16 protein-coding genes are annotated in these 16,146 nt (G+C 55.6%); 11 read left to right on the forward strand and 5 right to left on the reverse strand.

Annotated elements, in window-relative coordinates; genetic code table 11:
- Positions 1-117 precede the first annotated feature (117 nt).
- The 4 genes from sppA to INF77_RS16915 all read left to right on the forward strand — a co-directional run bounded on the left by sppA (position 118) and on the right by INF77_RS16915 (position 5,133).
- Positions 118-1,974, forward strand: coding sequence for a signal peptide peptidase SppA (gene sppA / locus INF77_RS16900; protein WP_193532597.1), 1,857 nt, complete (start codon positions 118-120; stop codon positions 1,972-1,974).
- Positions 1,975-2,037: 63 nt separating this feature from the next.
- Positions 2,038-3,054, forward strand: a complete 1,017-nt coding sequence (gene ansA / locus INF77_RS16905) for an asparaginase (RefSeq protein WP_193532598.1) — start codon at positions 2,038-2,040, stop codon at positions 3,052-3,054.
- Positions 3,055-3,063: 9 nt separating this feature from the next.
- Entirely contained in the window at positions 3,064-3,705 is a 642-nt protein-coding gene (gene pncA / locus INF77_RS16910) for a bifunctional nicotinamidase/pyrazinamidase (RefSeq protein ID WP_028012773.1), read from the forward strand.
- A 171-nt stretch (positions 3,706-3,876) separates the two neighbouring features.
- Complete coding sequence (locus INF77_RS16915) at positions 3,877-5,133, forward strand: glycoside hydrolase family 18 protein (RefSeq protein ID WP_045630118.1); 1,257 nt, start codon at positions 3,877-3,879, stop codon at positions 5,131-5,133.
- Between the two features lie 59 nt (positions 5,134-5,192).
- Here the strand turns inward: INF77_RS16915 and INF77_RS16920 are convergent, their stop codons facing one another.
- Together INF77_RS16920 and msrB are read right to left on the reverse strand one after the other, a co-directional pair.
- Entirely contained in the window at positions 5,193-5,471 is a 279-nt protein-coding gene (locus INF77_RS16920) for a YeaC family protein (RefSeq protein WP_028012771.1), read from the reverse strand.
- A gap of 41 nt (positions 5,472-5,512) precedes the next feature.
- Positions 5,513-5,926, reverse strand: coding sequence for a peptide-methionine (R)-S-oxide reductase MsrB (gene msrB, locus INF77_RS16925; RefSeq protein WP_028012770.1), 414 nt, complete (start codon positions 5,924-5,926; stop codon positions 5,513-5,515).
- Positions 5,927-6,267: 341 nt separating this feature from the next.
- Here msrB and gapA point away from each other — a divergent pair, with 341 nt between their 5' ends.
- On the forward strand, positions 6,268-7,263 hold the full coding sequence (gene gapA, locus INF77_RS16930; RefSeq protein WP_006809136.1) for a glyceraldehyde-3-phosphate dehydrogenase: 996 nt from the start codon (positions 6,268-6,270) through the stop codon (positions 7,261-7,263).
- A 75-nt stretch (positions 7,264-7,338) separates the two neighbouring features.
- The gene (locus INF77_RS16935; RefSeq protein ID WP_045261609.1) at positions 7,339-8,223 is read left to right on the forward strand and encodes a D-hexose-6-phosphate mutarotase; all 885 of its coding nucleotides are present in this window, start codon (positions 7,339-7,341) and stop codon (positions 8,221-8,223) included.
- A 78-nt stretch (positions 8,224-8,301) separates the two neighbouring features.
- On the opposite strand, the gene INF77_RS16940 is transcribed toward INF77_RS16935, so the two are convergent.
- On the reverse strand, positions 8,302-9,048 hold the full coding sequence (locus INF77_RS16940; RefSeq protein WP_041910477.1) for a MipA/OmpV family protein: 747 nt from the start codon (positions 9,046-9,048) through the stop codon (positions 8,302-8,304).
- A 430-nt stretch (positions 9,049-9,478) separates the two neighbouring features.
- On the opposite strand from INF77_RS16940, the gene yeaG reads away from it, so the two are divergent.
- The 3 genes from yeaG to INF77_RS16955 all read left to right on the forward strand — a co-directional run bounded on the left by yeaG (position 9,479) and on the right by INF77_RS16955 (position 13,377).
- Positions 9,479-11,413, forward strand: coding sequence for a protein kinase YeaG (gene yeaG, locus INF77_RS16945; protein ID WP_014883443.1), 1,935 nt, complete (start codon positions 9,479-9,481; stop codon positions 11,411-11,413).
- A gap of 74 nt (positions 11,414-11,487) precedes the next feature.
- A complete protein-coding gene (locus tag INF77_RS16950) occupies positions 11,488-12,771 on the forward strand; it encodes a YeaH/YhbH family protein (RefSeq protein WP_028012767.1) in 1,284 nt (427 codons plus the stop codon).
- Positions 12,772-12,870: 99 nt separating this feature from the next.
- Positions 12,871-13,377 (forward strand): YbaK/prolyl-tRNA synthetase associated domain-containing protein, encoded by a 507-nt coding sequence (locus INF77_RS16955; RefSeq protein WP_028012766.1) that lies wholly within the window; start codon positions 12,871-12,873, stop codon positions 13,375-13,377.
- Positions 13,378-13,382: 5 nt separating this feature from the next.
- Here the strand turns inward: INF77_RS16955 and yoaI are convergent, their stop codons facing one another.
- On the reverse strand, positions 13,383-13,487 hold the full coding sequence (gene yoaI / locus INF77_RS16960) for a small membrane protein YoaI (RefSeq protein ID WP_088205013.1): 105 nt from the start codon (positions 13,485-13,487) through the stop codon (positions 13,383-13,385).
- Positions 13,488-13,631: 144 nt separating this feature from the next.
- Here yoaI and INF77_RS16965 point away from each other — a divergent pair, with 144 nt between their 5' ends.
- Positions 13,632-14,078, forward strand: a complete 447-nt coding sequence (locus INF77_RS16965) for a DUF441 domain-containing protein (protein ID WP_008500737.1) — start codon at positions 13,632-13,634, stop codon at positions 14,076-14,078.
- On the opposite strand, the gene INF77_RS16970 is transcribed toward INF77_RS16965, so the two are convergent.
- Positions 14,062-14,853 carry a helix-turn-helix transcriptional regulator gene (locus INF77_RS16970; protein WP_305047240.1) on the reverse strand — a complete coding sequence of 264 codons (792 nt, stop codon included), beginning with the start codon at positions 14,851-14,853 and terminating at the stop codon, positions 14,062-14,064. The genes INF77_RS16965 and INF77_RS16970 overlap by 17 nt on opposite strands.
- 99 nt (positions 14,854-14,952) lie before the next feature.
- Here INF77_RS16970 and INF77_RS16975 point away from each other — a divergent pair, with 99 nt between their 5' ends.
- Complete coding sequence (locus tag INF77_RS16975) at positions 14,953-16,140, forward strand: CynX/NimT family MFS transporter (RefSeq protein WP_136343124.1); 1,188 nt, start codon at positions 14,953-14,955, stop codon at positions 16,138-16,140.
- The last annotated feature ends 6 nt before the right edge of the window (positions 16,141-16,146 follow it).

Here is a 16,146-nt window from a genome sequence, read left to right on the forward strand (position 1 = left end):
TTTTGTTACAGCCTGGCAGGCGATTCCTGCTGACAAGTGGCGGTTGGGTCATTACGATAACCCAACATTACCGTCCAGTGGCGACGGAAACAGTCATTTTCTGGTTAGGGAGAATACATGCGAACCCTTTGGCGAATTATTGCCGGTTTCTTTAAATGGACGTGGCGACTGCTCAACTTCGTCCGCAATCTGGTGATGAACATCTTCTTCATCCTGCTGGTTCTGGTTTGCGCGGGCATCTGGATGCATATCAGCAACGCGAATCAGGCGCAGCATTCAACGCGCGGCGCGTTGTTACTCGATATTACCGGCGTCATCGTTGATAAGCCGTCCACCAGCAGTCGCCTGAGCGTGATTGGTCGCCAGCTGTTTGGCGCCACGTCCGACCGCCTGCAGGAAAACTCTCTCTTCGATATCGTCGATACCATCCGCCAGGCGAAAGATGACCGCAACATCACCGGCATCGTGCTGGATCTGAAAGATTTTGCCGGAGGCGATCAGCCGTCGATGCAGTACATCGGTAAAGCGCTGCGCGAATTCCGCGACAGCGGCAAGCCGGTGATTGCCGTAGGCGACAGCTATAGCCAGGGGCAATATTATCTGGCGAGCTTCGCCAATAAGATCTGGCTCTCTCCGCAGGGTGCGGTCGATCTGCACGGCTTCGCCACCAACGGCCTGTACTACAAGTCTCTGCTCGACAAGCTGAAGGTCACCACCCACGTCTTCCGCGTCGGCACGTATAAATCCGCCGTGGAGCCGTTTATTCGCGACGATATGTCGCCTGCCGCCCGCGAAGCGGACAGCCGCTGGATTGGCGAGCTGTGGCAGAACTATCTGGGTACCGTTGCCGCTAATCGTCAGATTACGCCTGAGCAGGTGTTCCCCGGCGCGCAGGGCGTGCTGGAAGGCCTGCGCAAGGTTGACGGCGATACCGCGAAGTATGCGCTCGATAACAAACTGGTTGATGCCCTGGGCACCAGCGCCGAGATTGAAAAATCCCTGAGCAAACAGTTTGGCTGGAGCAAAGAGGACAAAAATTACAGCGCTATCAGCATGTATGATTACTCGACGAAGAAACCGGATGAGAGCGGTGACAGCGTCGCGGTGGTCTTTGCCAACGGTGCGATCATGGACGGTCAGGAGACCCCGGGGAACGTGGGCGGCGATACCACGGCGTCACAAATCCGCGATGCGCGCCTCGATCCGAAAGTGAAGGCGATTGTTCTGCGGGTCAACAGCCCAGGCGGCAGCGTCAGCGCCTCCGAGGTGATCCGCGCTGAACTGGCCGCGGCGCGCGCCGCCGGCAAGCCGGTCGTCGTCTCAATGGGCGGAATGGCCGCCTCCGGGGGGTACTGGATCTCAACGCCAGCCAACTACATCGTGGCTAACCCAAGCACGCTGACCGGCTCGATTGGCATCTTCGGGGTGATCAACACCGTAGAGAACAGCCTGGATTATCTGGGCGTGCATACCGACGGCGTAGCGACCTCTCCGCTGGCGGATGTCTCGGTGACCAAATCCCTGCCGCCGGAAGTCTCTGAGATGATGCAGCTCAGCATTGAGAACGGCTATAAACGCTTTATCACCCTGGTCGCGGACTCGCGTAAAAAGACGCCTGAGCAGATTGACCAGATTGCGCAGGGCCACGTCTGGACCGGTCAGGATGCGAAGAGCAATGGACTGGTGGACAGCCTGGGTGACTTCGATGACGCGGTGAAGAAAGCCGCCGAACTGGCGAAGCTGAAGCAGTGGCATATCGAGTATTACCAGGACGAACCGTCGTTCTTCGATATGGTCATGGACAGCATGTCCGGCTCGGTGCGTGCCATGCTGCCTGAGGCGCTGCAGGCTTACCTGCCTGCGCCGGTCGCCACGGCGGCAAAAGCGATGAAGGCAGAAAGCGATAAGCTTGCGGCCTTTAACGATCCACAGAGTCGTTACGCGTTTTGCCTGACCTGCGCGAACGTCCGTTAAAAACCGTCCCCTCTTCCCGCGAAGAGGGGATTTTTTTCTTTTGAAGAACAAGAACTCACTACCATGCAGAAGAAATCCATTTATGTAGCCTACACTGGCGGTACCATCGGTATGCAGCGCTCTGAAAACGGCTATATCCCCGTCTCCGGCCACCTGCAGCGTCAGCTTGCGCTGATGCCCGAATTCCACCGTCCGGAAATGCCTGACTTTACTATCCACGAATACGAGCCGCTGATGGACTCCTCCGACATGACGCCGGAAGACTGGCAGCACATCGCGGATGACATTAAAGCCCATTATGACCAGTACGACGGCTTCGTGATCCTGCACGGCACCGACACCATGGCGTTTACCGCCTCGGCGCTCTCCTTCATGCTGGAGAACCTGAGCAAGCCGGTTATTGTGACCGGGTCGCAAATTCCGCTGGCGGAGCTGCGCTCCGACGGGCAGATCAACCTGCTGAACTCCCTGTACGTGGCGGCGAATTACCCGATTAACGAAGTGTCGTTGTTCTTTAACAACCGTCTGTATCGCGGTAACCGCACCACCAAAGCCCACGCCGACGGCTTTGACGCCTTCGCCTCACCCAACCTGCAGCCGCTGCTGGAGGCCGGGATTCATATCCGTCGTCTGGGCACGCCGCCTGCGCCAAACACCGCGGGCGAGCTGATTGTGCATCCGATTACGCCACAACCGATTGGCGTGGTCACCATCTATCCGGGTATCTCTGCGGACGTGGTGCGTAACTTCCTGCGCCAGCCGGTGAAGGCGCTGATGCTGCGCTCCTACGGCGTGGGCAACGCCCCGCAGAACGGTGAATTCCTGAAAGAGCTTCAGGAGGCCAGCGAGCGCGGAATTGTGGTGGTAAACCTGACCCAGTGCATGTCTGGCAAGGTCAATATGGGCGGCTATGCCACCGGCAACGCGCTGGCGCATGCGGGGGTGATCAGCGGTTTCGATATGACCGTTGAGGCAACGCTGACTAAACTTCACTATTTACTGAGTCAGGATCTGGACATTCAGTCCATTCGCAGCGCGATGATGCAAAACCTGCGCGGCGAGCTGACCCCGGACGAATAAGGAGCTCTCATGAAGCAACGCGCCCTGCTACTGGTCGATTTGCAAAATGATTTCTGCGCGGGCGGCGCGCTGGCCGTCGCCGAAGGTGACAGTACCGTTGACGTGGCAAATACCCTGATTGACTGGTGCAAAGCCCGCGGTGAAGCGGTTGTCGCCAGCCAGGACTGGCACCCGGCGAACCACGGCAGCTTTGCCAGCCAGCACAACGTTGAGCCTTTCACCCAGGGTGAACTCGACGGTCTGGCGCAAACCTTCTGGCCGGATCACTGCGTACAGCAGACCGAAGGAGCGGAGCTGCACCCGCTCCTGAATCAGAAGGCCATCGACGCGGTGTTTCATAAAGGTGAAAATCCGGCTATCGACAGCTACAGCGCATTTTTCGATAACGGGCATCGCCAGAAGACGGCGCTGGATGCTTGGTTACGTCACCATGAAATCACGGAGCTGATCGTGCTGGGTCTGGCGACGGATTACTGCGTGAAGTTTACCGTGCTGGACGCGCTCCAGCTGGGTTATACCGTTAGCGTCATCACCGACGGCTGTCGTGGGGTGAACATCCAACCACAGGACAGCGCTCAGGCATTTATGGATATGGCCGCCGAAGGTGCCACGCTGTATACGCTGGCAGACTGGCAGGAAACGCAGGCGTAGCCTTTTAAGCCGGGTGGCGCTGACGCTTACCCGGCAAAACCCCTCCCCAATCCCCATAAAGTGAACTCCCTCGCATCCTCAGCGAAGCGGCAATGCTATTCTCTTCAGGCTGTTTTTTCGCCACGCCTTTTCTGTGGCGTGGTTATTTTATTAAGTCAAAGAGGAACTTGTATGAAACGTTTGCCCCTGCTGGCAGCATTACCCTTGCTTTGCGCGTCGCTTGCTTCCGCCGCACCTCTGATGTCCGTGGGCTACTTTAACGGGGGTGGCGACGTCACCGCCGGACCGGGTGGCGATATCAATAAACTGGACGTTCGTCAGATCACCCATCTGAACTACTCGTTTGGGCTTGTTTATAACAACGAGAAAGACGAGACCAACCCCGCGCTGAAAGATCCGGCGAAGCTGCATCAAATCTGGCTGTCGCCAAAAGTGGCGTCCGATCTGGCCTTAATCCCCACTCTGCGTAAGCAAAACCCGAACCTGAAAGTCCTGCTCTCCGTTGGCGGCTGGGGGGCGCGTGGCTTCTCTGGCGCAGCGGCAACCCAGGAGAGTCGCGCGGTGTTTATCCGCTCCGCGAAGGAAATTGTTGAGAAATACGGTCTGGACGGGATCGATCTCGACTGGGAATATCCGGTCAACGGCGCGTGGGGGCTGGTTGCAAGCCAGCCCGCCGACAGGGATAACTTCACCGCCCTGCTGAAAGAGATGCGCGACGCGTTCGGGCAGAAAAAGCTGGTGACCATTGCGGTGGGCGCGAATGCGGAAAGTCCGAAAAGCTGGGTGGATGTTAAAGCCATCGCCCCGCTCCTCGACTACATCAACCTGATGACCTACGACATGGCGTACGGGACACAGTACTTCAACGCGAACCTGTATGACTCCAGCGCCTGGCCAACGGTGGCTGCCGCCGACAAATACAGCGTCGATTTTGTGGTGAACAACTATCTGGCCGCCGGACTTAAGCCGAAGCAGATGAATCTCGGGATCGGTTTTTACGGCCGCGTACCGAAACGTGCGGTTGAACCGGGCATTGACTGGAGCAAGCCGGACGCGCAAAAAAATCCGGTCACACAGCCCTACTTTGGACCGCAGGAGATCGCCCTGTTTAAGTCGCTCGGCTATGACCTGACTAAAGATACCTACGTGAAGTACAACGATATCGTGAAGAAGCTGCTGAACGATCCGCAGAAGCGTTTCACCGAGCACTGGGACGACCAGGCGAAGGTACCGTGGCTCTCGGTAAAGGGTGCCGATGGCAACGCGCTGTTTGCGATTTCGTATGAGAATCCGCGTTCTGTCGCGATCAAGGCGGACTACATCAAAGAGAAAGGCCTCGCCGGGGCGATGTTCTGGGAGTACGGAGCAGACGACAATAATCAGTTAGCGAAACAGCTGGCGGAGTCGCTCGGGATCCCGCATAAGTAGTAAGACACCAGGCCCTCTCCCACAGAGAGAGGGCCTGGTGAGGGCATCAACCCGTACCGTTATTGCATTTTGATCGTCGCAATCGGCTTCGGCGTGATGCCAAAATCTTCCTTCAGCTCGCGCTTGCTCTTCATCACCATCTGACCGTTAGTGTCGATAGTCATGTGTTGCGCATCGGTGTTATTGCGCGCCTGCCACAGCATCACCAACTGCAAACTGTTCTCTTTTTGCTCAGGCGTGAGCGCCACACCGTCCGGCCATTTTCCCAGCTCAACGGCGGTCACCAGACGCTGATAAACTTCCGGGGTCATCCCGTTAATCATGTCCTCAATATTCACGATCTCTCCCTTTTAAAGGAATAATTTGCTGAATCGTTTTTTCAACCCTTAATCTGGTCGCCGTTTTCGTCATCGGTGAAGCTCATTGAGGCTGAATTCACGCAGAAACGCTCACCCGTTGGCTGAGGACCGTCCGGGAAGACGTGCCCCAGGTGCGCGTCGCAGTTACCGCAGCGAATTTCCGTGCGCACCATACCGTGCGACGAGTCGGTCAGATAGCGAATTGCGTCATCGCTCACCGGCTCGTAAAAGCTCGGCCAGCCGCAGCCGGAGTCGTATTTCGTTTGTGAATTGAACAGCGGGGCATCGCAGACCAGACAGTGATAGACACCGTCTCGCTTGTTGTGCAGTAGTCGCCCGGTAAATGGCGGCTCCGTGCCGTGATTCTGGGTCACGTAAAACTGCATTTCGGTGAGGTTTTTTTTCAAATCGTCAGGGTTATGTTGGTTCGACATATGCTTACATCTCGCTGTAGAAACAGACATCTTTTAACCCGGATTCTAACAAAACATTAACACCCTTGCGTGCACTTTTGTTCTAAACTTATGTGTCGCGAAAAGGCGGTCAGGCAATTGTGATCACGTTCACATTTTTATCCTGCGAGGTCTTTAAAATTCCGGGCGCAGCCCCCATGTGGTTGCAAGCTCAAAGGGAAAGTGAGGCGAGTCAGTCGCACAAACGTTAGTCACAGGATTGATTTGTCGCAATGATTGACACGATTCCGCTTGACGCTGCGTAAGGTTTTTGTAATTTTACAGGCAACCTTTTATTCACTAACAAATAGCTGGTGGAATATATGACTATCAAAGTAGGTATCAACGGTTTTGGCCGTATCGGCCGTATTGTTTTCCGTGCTGCTCAGAAACGTTCTGACATCGAAATCGTTGGTATCAACGATCTCCTGGACGCTGAATACATGGCGTACATGCTGAAGTACGACTCAACTCACGGTCGTTTCGACGGCACCGTTGAAGTGAAAGACGGCCACCTGGTTGTTAACGGCAAAACCATCCGCGTTACTGCTGAGAAAGACCCAGCTAACCTGAAATGGAACGAAATCGGTGTTGACGTTGTTGCTGAAGCAACCGGTATCTTCCTGACCGACGAAACTGCACGTAAACACATCACTGCGGGTGCGAAGAAAGTTGTTCTGACTGGTCCTTCCAAAGACAACACCCCAATGTTCGTTCGCGGTGCAAACTTCGAAACTTACGCTGGCCAGGACATCGTTTCTAACGCATCCTGCACCACCAACTGCCTGGCACCGCTGGCTAAAGTGATCAACGACAACTTCGGCATCATCGAAGGTCTGATGACTACCGTTCACGCGACCACCGCTACTCAGAAAACCGTTGACGGCCCGTCTCACAAAGACTGGCGCGGCGGCCGTGGCGCGGCTCAGAACATCATCCCATCCTCTACCGGTGCTGCTAAAGCTGTAGGTAAAGTACTGCCAGAACTGAATGGCAAACTGACTGGTATGGCGTTCCGCGTTCCAACTCCTAACGTATCCGTTGTTGACCTGACCGTTCGTCTGGAAAAAGCTGCTTCTTATGAAGAAATTAAGAAAGCAATCAAAGCTGCTTCCGAAGGCCCAATGAAAGGCGTTCTGGGTTACACCGAAGACGACGTTGTATCTACCGATTTCAACGGCGAAGTGTGCACTTCCGTGTTCGATGCTAAAGCAGGTATCGCACTGAACGACAACTTCGTGAAACTGGTTTCCTGGTACGACAACGAAACCGGCTACTCTAACAAAGTACTGGACCTGATCGCTCACATCTCCAAATAAGTTGAGATGAGTGATTGATCCAAAAAGGCGACTTCGGTCGCCTTTTTTATTGTTTTTTAGACAGAGGATTGCTTAATGATAAATAAAATTTTTGCACTTCCGGTAGTCGAACAACTTACCCCTGTGCTCTCCCGCCGTCAGATTGACGGTGCCGACGTTATCGTCGTTGACCACCCGCGCGTTAAAGCCTCCGTGGCGCTGAACGGCGCACACCTGCTCTCCTGGAAACCGGAAGGCGAAGCGGAAGCGCTGTGGCTGAGTGACGCCACCTCGTTCAAAAAAGGGGATGCGATTCGCGGCGGCGTACCGATCTGCTGGCCGTGGTTTGGCCCGTCCGTACAGCCGGGTTTGCCTTCTCACGGTTTCGCCCGTAACCAGCAGTGGACGCTGAAAGCGCATAACGAAGATGACAACGGCGCAGTACTGACCTTTGAGCTGCAGGCTAATGATGAAACCCGCGCCCTGTGGCCGCATGATTTCACCCTGTATGCCCGCTTCAAACTGGGTCAGAGCTGCGAGATTGAGCTGGAAGCCCACGGCGAGTTCGAGACCACCTCTGCCCTGCATACCTACTTCAACGTGGGTGACATCAATGCAGTGAAGGTGAGCGGCCTGGGCGATACCTTTATCGACAAAGTTGATAACGCGAAGGAAGGTAAGCTGAGCGACGGCGTTCAGGCGTTCCCTGACCGTACTGACCGCGTCTATCTGCATCCGGAAGCGTGCAGCGTGATCCACGACGGTGCTCTGAACCGCGGCATTGAGGTGGTTCATCACCATCACAGCAACGTGGTGGGCTGGAACCCGGGGCCTGCACTCTCCATCAGCATGGCCGACATCCCTGATGACGGTTACAAAACGTTCGTCTGCGTGGAAACGGCCTGCGTAACCACCCCGCAGAAAGCGAGCGAGGAAAAGCCGTCTCGTTTAGGGCAGACAATTCGCATCGTTAAGCGATAAGGTCGCTGCACCACACCAAAGCAAACGGGGCGCAAGCGCCCCGTTTTGATGCAATGATTGCACCACGATAATGCACAATCAGAACTTGTAGGTCACACCCACCGAGAAGATGCCAGCCCAGGACTTATCAACCATCGGGCTATCCTTCACTTCGTCGCTCAGACGCTCGTAACGGCCGGTACCGTAGACGTTCCAGTCGCCAAGGAAGTTATAGCTCGCGGTCAGCTCCAGGTAAGGATCCCAGCCATCATCGGCGCTGTAGCTTTTCAGCCCACTGCGGCGGGACTCGTTTTTAGAAACGCCGTAGTAATAGTCGTTGTAGTTTTCACTGTTGTACTGCACGCCGATACCCGGCGTCAGGGTGAGCCCACCGTTGGTATAGCGATACAACCACGCCAGATCCCAGATAAAGCCGTTGCTGTTATCCAGCGTGTCACCCGCCAGGGCTGTACGGAGGAAGCCATACTGGGTGTTATGCACGTATGAAAGCCCGGCCATCATAGAGCTTTTGCGTTTGTCGAGCTGGCGAAGCGCGTGGCTGTCGCTGTCGCCCGGCTTGAAGTGCGTTGGATCGTAGTAGGCCATGATAGAAAGCTTATCGGCCGTATCGTTCCACAGATAGTAGCCGCCGCCGAGACCGCGGAACCAGAAGTTATCGCCTTCATAGGTGATAACTGGTACAGGATAAACATCGCGGTCATACTGTTTGTATGGGCTGTTAATGACGCCAACGCCCGCACCCACCGTCCACTGACTTTCCGCCTGAGCGGTGCTAACTGCGGTCGCGGCAAGGATGCCCAATGCCAGAAGTTTGAGTTTGGTCACAATCCATTCTTTCCTGTAGTCAAATAATCAGCGGGTGAAGTGTAACCGCCATTCCCGTACATCCCAAAATTTTTTGCCTGCTAATCAGTCTGATTAACCCATTATTTTTAACTTTTCAGATGACAACCCGCTTTCATTTATATGACCGATGAATGAAAAACGTGCTTAAGCCTTATAACCAGGGTGGAAATTTTTGGATGAGTTATTGATATGTCATTGAAATTAGTTTTTCTCAGCATGCAAGTTTGGCAAATGCCATCTACGCTTAAATTTAAGAAGAGTTTTCCTGAACACCTGCGGTTCTTAGCGTCTGACCTGGCACACAGGTTGCTGCTCTGGCAGTGGGGTGCGAGAGATTCTCTTCCGGGAGCCTCCACTACTCATACGAACGGCTCTTATCCTGTGCTAAAAAACGAAAGGACGGCATGCCATGAATATATTCGATCACTATCGCCAGCGCTACGAAGCTGCCAAGGACGAAGAGTTCACACTGCAGGAGTTTCTTACCATTTGTCGGCAAGATCGCAGTGCCTATGCCAATGCGGCAGAACGGCTATTGATGGCTATCGGTGAGCCAAACATGGTTGATACTGCCCTGGAGCCACGGCTTTCCCGTCTATTTTCGAATCGGGTGGTCGCCCGATATCCGGCGTTCGAAGAGTTCTATGGTATGGAAGATGCCATTGAACAGATTGTCTCCTATCTGAAGCATGCCGCCCAGGGTCTGGAAGAGAAGAAACAGATCCTCTATTTACTCGGCCCCGTCGGCGGCGGTAAATCCTCGCTGGCTGAACGCCTGAAGTCGCTGATGCAGCGCGTACCGATTTACGTGCTGAGCGCCAACGGCGAACGCAGCCCGGTGAACGACCATCCGCTGTGCCTGTTTAACCCGCAGGAAGATGCGCAAATTCTGGATAAAGAGTTTGGCATCCCGCGTCGCTACCTCGGCACCATTATGTCGCCGTGGGCGGCAAAACGCCTGCACGAATTTGGCGGTGATATCACCAAATTCCGCGTCGTGAAAGTGTGGCCATCCATACTGGAGCAGATCGCTATCGCCAAAACGGAACCGGGTGATGAGAACAACCAGGATATCTCGGCGCTGGTGGGTAAAGTCGATATCCGTAAGCTGGAAAACTTCGCACAAAACGACCCGGATGCCTATGGCTATTCCGGTGCGCTGTGCCGCGCCAACCAGGGGATTATGGAATTCGTCGAGATGTTTAAAGCACCGATCAAAGTGCTGCATCCTCTGCTGACGGCGACCCAGGAAGGGAACTACAACGGGACGGAAGGTATCTCCGCCCTGCCGTTTAACGGGATTATTCTCGCCCACTCGAACGAATCGGAATGGGTGACCTTCCGTAATAACAAAAACAATGAGGCCTTCCTTGACCGTGTGTACATCGTCAAGGTGCCTTATTGCCTGCGGATCTCCGAAGAGATCAAAATTTACGAAAAACTGCTTAACCACAGTGAGCTGGTGCATGCGCCATGCGCTCCGGGCACGCTGGAAACGCTCTCGCGCTTCTCCATCCTGTCGCGTCTGAAAGAGCCGGAAAACTCCAGCATCTATTCGAAAATGCGCGTCTACGACGGTGAAAGCCTGAAAGATACCGACCCGAAAGCGAAATCGTACCAGGAATACCGCGATTACGCCGGGGTTGATGAAGGGATGAACGGCCTCTCCACGCGTTTCGCGTTTAAGATCCTCTCACGGGTCTTTAACTTCGACCACGCGGAAGTGGCGGCCAACCCGGTTCATCTGTTCTACGTCCTGGAGCAGCAAATCGAGCGCGAGCAGTTCCCGCAGGAGCAGGCTGAACGCTACCTTGAGTTCCTGAAAGGCTACCTGATCCCGAAATACGCCGAGTTCATTGGCAAAGAGATCCAGACGGCCTATCTGGAATCCTATTCAGAATACGGGCAGAACATTTTCGACCGCTATGTCACCTATGCTGACTTCTGGATTCAGGATCAGGAGTACCGCGACCCGGATACCGGCCAGCTGTTTGATCGTGAATCCCTGAACGCGGAGCTGGAAAAAATCGAGAAGCCTGCCGGGATCAGCAACCCGAAAGACTTCCGTAATGAGATTGTGAACTTCGTCCTGCGCGCCAGAGCGCATAATAACGGGCGCAATCCGAACTGGACCAGCTACGAGAAGCTGCGCACGGTTATTGAGAAGAAAATGTTCTCCAATACCGAAGAGCTGCTGCCGGTGATCTCGTTTAACACCAAAACCTCAACCGACGAGCAGAAGAAACACGACGATTTTGTCGACCGTATGATGGAAAAAGGCTACACCCGCAAACAGGTTCGCCTGCTCTGCGAATGGTATCTGCGCGTGCGTAAATCGTCCTAAAACAAGTGCCCGGTAGCGCCTGCGCCTGCCGGGCCAACAAAAACGCAAGTTGGCAAATGCAGTACGGGGGGTATATGACCTGGTTTATTGACCGGCGTCTTAACGGCAAAAACAAGAGCACGGTGAACCGCCAGCGCTTCTTGCGCCGTTATAAAGCGCAAATTAAACAGTCGATCTCCGAGGCCATCAACAAACGCTCGGTGACCGACGTCGACAGCGGCGAGTCTGTCTCCATCCCTACCGATGACATCAGCGAACCGATGTTTCATCAGGGGCGCGGCGGCCTGCGCCATCGCGTTCATCCAGGTAACGACCACTTCGTTCAGAACGACAGGATTGAGCGCCCTCAGGGCGGCGGCGGTGGTTCAGGAAGCGGTCAGGGGCAGGCCAGCCAGGACGGTGAAGGCCAGGATGAGTTCGTTTTCCAGATTTCGAAAGATGAATATCTCGACCTGCTGTTTGAGGACCTTGCGCTGCCGAATCTGAAAAAGAATCAGCATCGTCAGCTTAACGAGTATAAAACCCATCGCGCGGGCTATACCGCTAACGGCGTGCCCGCCAATATCAGCGTTGTGCGTTCGTTGCAGAATTCTCTGGCGCGCCGCACGGCCATGACGGCAGGCAAACGTCGCGAACTGCGCGAGCTGGAGAGCAGCCTGAAGGTCGTGGAAAACACGGAGCCGGCGCAGCTGCTGGAAGAGGAGCGCCTGCGTAAAGAGATTGCCGAGCTAAGAGCGAAAATCGACCGCGTGCCGTTTATCGATACCTTCGACCTGCGCTACAAGAACTACGAAAAACGTCCCGAACCCTCCAGCCAGGCGGTCATGTTCTGTCTGATGGACGTCTCCGGCTCGATGGATCAGGCCACCAAGGATATGGCGAAGCGTTTCTATATCCTGCTCTACCTGTTCCTGAGCAGAACCTATAAGAACGTGGAAGTGGTCTATATCCGCCATCACACCCAGGCCAAAGAGGTGGATGAACATGAGTTCTTCTACTCCCAGGAGACCGGGGGGACCATCGTATCAAGCGCCCTGAAGCTGATGGATGAAGTAGTGAAAGAGCGTTACGACCCGGCGCAGTGGAACATTTATGCCGCGCAGGCGTCGGATGGCGACAACTGGGCCGACGACTCACCGCTGTGTCACGAGATCCTGGCGAAGAAAATTCTGCCGGTGGTGCGTTACTACAGCTATATCGAAATCACCCGTCGCGCCCACCAGACCCTGTGGCGGGAATATGAACATCTGCAGTCCATGTTCGATAACTTTGCCATGCAGCATATCCGCGATCAGGATGATATTTATCCTGTGTTCAGGGAGCTGTTCCACAAGCAATCTGCTACCAGCAACGCATAACCCAACAGCCAGCGAATCCGCTGGCTGTTTTCTTTCGACCCCGTTTATCCCGTGCTAATGTAGCAAGCTGCATACTGGATTATCACCGGGAAAATTGTGATGACTGACGACGTTATGGGGACAAGTACCCACCATCAGCTGATTACCTTACTCACCGAGCAGGGCGCGCGTTTCCGCGTCATGGAGCACGAGGCGGTGGGGAAATGCGAAGCGGTGAGTGAAATTCGCGGGACCGATCTGCGCCAGGGGGCAAAAGCCCTGGTCTGCAAGGTGAAGGGCAACGGCGTAAAAAAACATGTACTGGCGATTCTGGCCGCCGACCTGCAGGCCGATCTGAGCCAGCTTGCCAGCCATTTTGGCGGGCTTAAAGCCTCCCTCGCCAGCCCGGCCGAGGTCGATACCCTTACCGCCTGCGTTTTTGGCGCGATCCCGCCCTTTAGCTTCCATCCTGATTTGGCGCTGGTGGCCGACCCGCTGCTGTTCGAGCGTTTCGACGAAATTGCTTTTAACGCCGGTTTACTGGAGAAATCCGTGATCATGGACACCCAGGATTACCTGCGCATCGCCCGTCCTGAGCTTGTAAACTTCCATAAGGCGTCGTCGTGACGGCGCTAGCCTCTTCTTTCCAGAAACAGCACGGAGGCGACGAGAATCACGGCAATAGCGAAAAACGATGAGGAGATAATGAGCGTTTCAACAAACATGTGATCGTTCATGATGGCGATCCCTTTGCGATACCTGCCTTCGTTTTAATCCGCGTAAATGACAGGGTAATGACAGCGATAAAATCTTTTAAACGCTGTCCTCCGCCGCGTTTGCGCGTACAGTAAGCAGGATAATTATTCTGGCAAGGATCCCCCATGTTTGACCCGACTCTGCTCATTCTTCTGGCGCTCGCCGCGCTCGGCTTTATCAGCCATAACACCACCGTCGCCATCTCGATTCTGGTGCTGATTATTGTGCGCGTGACCCCGTTAAATACCTTTTTCCCGTGGATAGAAAAACAAGGCCTCACCATCGGGATCATCATTTTAACCATCGGGGTGATGGCTCCCATCGCCAGCGGCACCCTTCCCGCCTCAACGCTGCTGCACTCGTTTGTGAACTGGAAATCTCTGGTGGCGATCGCGGTGGGGATTTTTGTTTCGTGGCTGGGCGGACGCGGCGTGACGCTGATGAGCAGCCAGCCCTCGCTGGTGGCGGGCCTGCTGGTGGGCACGGTACTCGGCGTGGCGCTCTTCCGCGGCGTGCCGGTAGGCCCGCTGATTGCGGCAGGGCTGGTGTCCCTGTTTATCGGGAAGTCATAGTCACGCTGGCCATGTAACGCGCCGGCGTCTGGCCCAGCCCCTTTTTGAACATGGTGATAAACGCGGTGGTAGAGTCATAGCCCAGAGACTGTGCCACCTGCTGCACCGATTTCCCGCTAATCAAATGCTGTAACGCCACGATCAGCTGAAGCTGGTGACGCCAGCGGCGAAAGCTTAAACCGGTCTCTTTGACCACCAGCCGCGCCAGGTTGCGTTCACTCATCGCGAAATGGCTTGCCCACTGCGCCAGCGTCTGCCAGGCGGCGGGCTCTTCCGCCATCTTCTCGCTCATCAGCCGAATTTTAGGATGGGGAGAGACGGGCAGCTGCAGATGCTCCTGGCGCTGGAGCGGCAGCTCGTCAAACAGGACGTCCACCAGACGCGATGTGGCCGCAAGATGCAGCTGTTCACGTGATTTCTCCGCCAGGGATAAAATCAGCTCCCGCACCAGAGGAGAGATTTTCAGGGTGCAGCAGCGGTCGGGCAGGCTGGCGCCACCAGGCTCAATAAACAAAAAGCAGAGCTGCGCCCCCGGCGTGGCCCTGTTGCTGTGCGGCATTTGGCCTGGGATCCAGACCGCATACTGGGGCGGTACCATCAGCATCGCATTTTCCACTTCGCAGGTGATCGCGCCGCCAAGGGCCAGAATCAGCTGCCCCTTACGGTGTTGATGCTGCGGAATATATTGTTCTTCCGTCACCACGCGGATGCGAAACGCGACGGCCGCATCGTGCTGGCTATCAGGATCGTAGCCGTCCAGTCCCAGACCAATCATCAGGTTGTCCGATATTAGCGATAAACTGTCATTTTAGCCTGATTTCAACCGCTGAGAAAATCGGTATTGTGTGCGCTCGCTTGAACGTATGAGAACACAATGACTACTGCTCTTCGCACCTCAGGAAAACAGGGCGCGCTGTTGATTGCAGGCATCCTGATGATTGCCACCACGCTTCGCGTCACCTTTACCGGCGCAGCGCCGCTGCTCGATACCATTCGCCTTGATTATGGCTTAAGCACGGCGCAAACCGGTCTTCTGACCACCCTGCCCCTGCTGGCCTTTGCTCTTGTCTCCCCGCTCGCGGCGGGCGTTGCCCGGCGTATCGGCATGGAGCGCAGCCTGTTTATCGCCCTGATGCTGATTTGCATCGGGATTGCGGTTCGCTCCCTGCCCTCCGCTACCCTGCTTTTCATCGGAACGGCGGTGATTGGTTGCGGGATCGCGCTGGGGAATGTGCTGTTGCCCGGCTTAATTAAGCGTGATTTCCCGGGCCAGGTTGCCCGACTCACGGGCGCCTATTCCCTGACGATGGGTGTCTCTGCCGCGTTAGGCTCGGCGCTGATCGTACCTCTGGCTCAGGGTGATGCGGGCTGGCATGGCGCGCTGCTGATGCTGATGGCATTTCCGCTGATCGCGCTGTTGCTCTGGCTGCCGCAGTGGCGTCAGAAACACGTCGCAACGGTAACGGGCGCAGGCGCGCTGCATAACCGCGCGATCTGGCGCTCGGCACTCGCCTGGCAGGTGACGCTCTTTCTGGGGATTAACTCGCTGATTTATTACGTCATCATCGGCTGGCTGCCGGCCATATTACTCAGCCATGGCTTTAGCGAAGCGCAGGCCGGCTCGGTGCACGGTCTTTTACAGCTTGCCACGGCCGTGCCGGGGCTTGCCGTTCCGCTCGTCCTCCAGCGTCTGAAGGATCAGCGAACCATCGCCGGAGCGGTTGGGCTGATGTGCGCGGTTAGCGCGGCAGGTTTGTGGTTTATGCCTGAGATGGCGGTGATGTGGACGCTGGTGTTTGGCTTTGGTACCGGGGCAACGATGATCCTCGGCCTGACGTTCATCGGCCTGCGCGCCAGCTCCGCACACCAGGCGGCAGCATTGTCCGGTATGGCACAGTCTATTGGTTATCTGCTCGCAGCCTGCGGTCCGCCGCTGATGGGTAAAATTCACGATTCGGCTGGAGACTGGCGGATCCCGCTTCTCGCCTGCGCGCTGGCCGCTGTCGTCATGGCCATCTGCGGCGTACTTGCCGGGCGCGACCGGGAAATCGCGCCCCGATAAACACAG

Origin of the sequence: Enterobacter cloacae complex sp. P1B, from assembly GCF_014982345.1 — a bacterium.
GTDB classification, from domain to species: Bacteria; Pseudomonadota; Gammaproteobacteria; order Enterobacterales; family Enterobacteriaceae; genus Enterobacter; species Enterobacter bugandensis.

Coding starts and splice junctions, on each gene's coding strand:
- yeaG (WP_014883443.1), top strand. CDS start 9,479: ATGAATATATTCGATCACTATCGCCAGCGCTACGAAGCTGCCAAGGAC.
- gapA (WP_006809136.1), top strand. CDS start 6,268: ATGACTATCAAAGTAGGTATCAACGGTTTTGGCCGTATCGGCCGTATT.
- INF77_RS16975 (WP_136343124.1), top strand. CDS start 14,953: ATGACTACTGCTCTTCGCACCTCAGGAAAACAGGGCGCGCTGTTGATT.
- msrB (WP_028012770.1), bottom strand. CDS start 5,926: ATGTCGAACCAACATAACCCTGACGATTTGAAAAAAAACCTCACCGAA.
- INF77_RS16965 (WP_008500737.1), top strand. CDS start 13,632: ATGTTTGACCCGACTCTGCTCATTCTTCTGGCGCTCGCCGCGCTCGGC.
- INF77_RS16935 (WP_045261609.1), top strand. CDS start 7,339: ATGATAAATAAAATTTTTGCACTTCCGGTAGTCGAACAACTTACCCCT.
- INF77_RS16950 (WP_028012767.1), top strand. CDS start 11,488: ATGACCTGGTTTATTGACCGGCGTCTTAACGGCAAAAACAAGAGCACG.
- INF77_RS16970 (WP_305047240.1), bottom strand. CDS start 14,853: ATGATTGGTCTGGGACTGGACGGCTACGATCCTGATAGCCAGCACGAT.
- INF77_RS16955 (WP_028012766.1), top strand. CDS start 12,871: ATGACTGACGACGTTATGGGGACAAGTACCCACCATCAGCTGATTACC.
- INF77_RS16915 (WP_045630118.1), top strand. CDS start 3,877: ATGAAACGTTTGCCCCTGCTGGCAGCATTACCCTTGCTTTGCGCGTCG.
- ansA (WP_193532598.1), top strand. CDS start 2,038: ATGCAGAAGAAATCCATTTATGTAGCCTACACTGGCGGTACCATCGGT.
- pncA (WP_028012773.1), top strand. CDS start 3,064: ATGAAGCAACGCGCCCTGCTACTGGTCGATTTGCAAAATGATTTCTGC.
- yoaI (WP_088205013.1), bottom strand. CDS start 13,487: ATGAACGATCACATGTTTGTTGAAACGCTCATTATCTCCTCATCGTTT.
- sppA (WP_193532597.1), top strand. CDS start 118: ATGCGAACCCTTTGGCGAATTATTGCCGGTTTCTTTAAATGGACGTGG.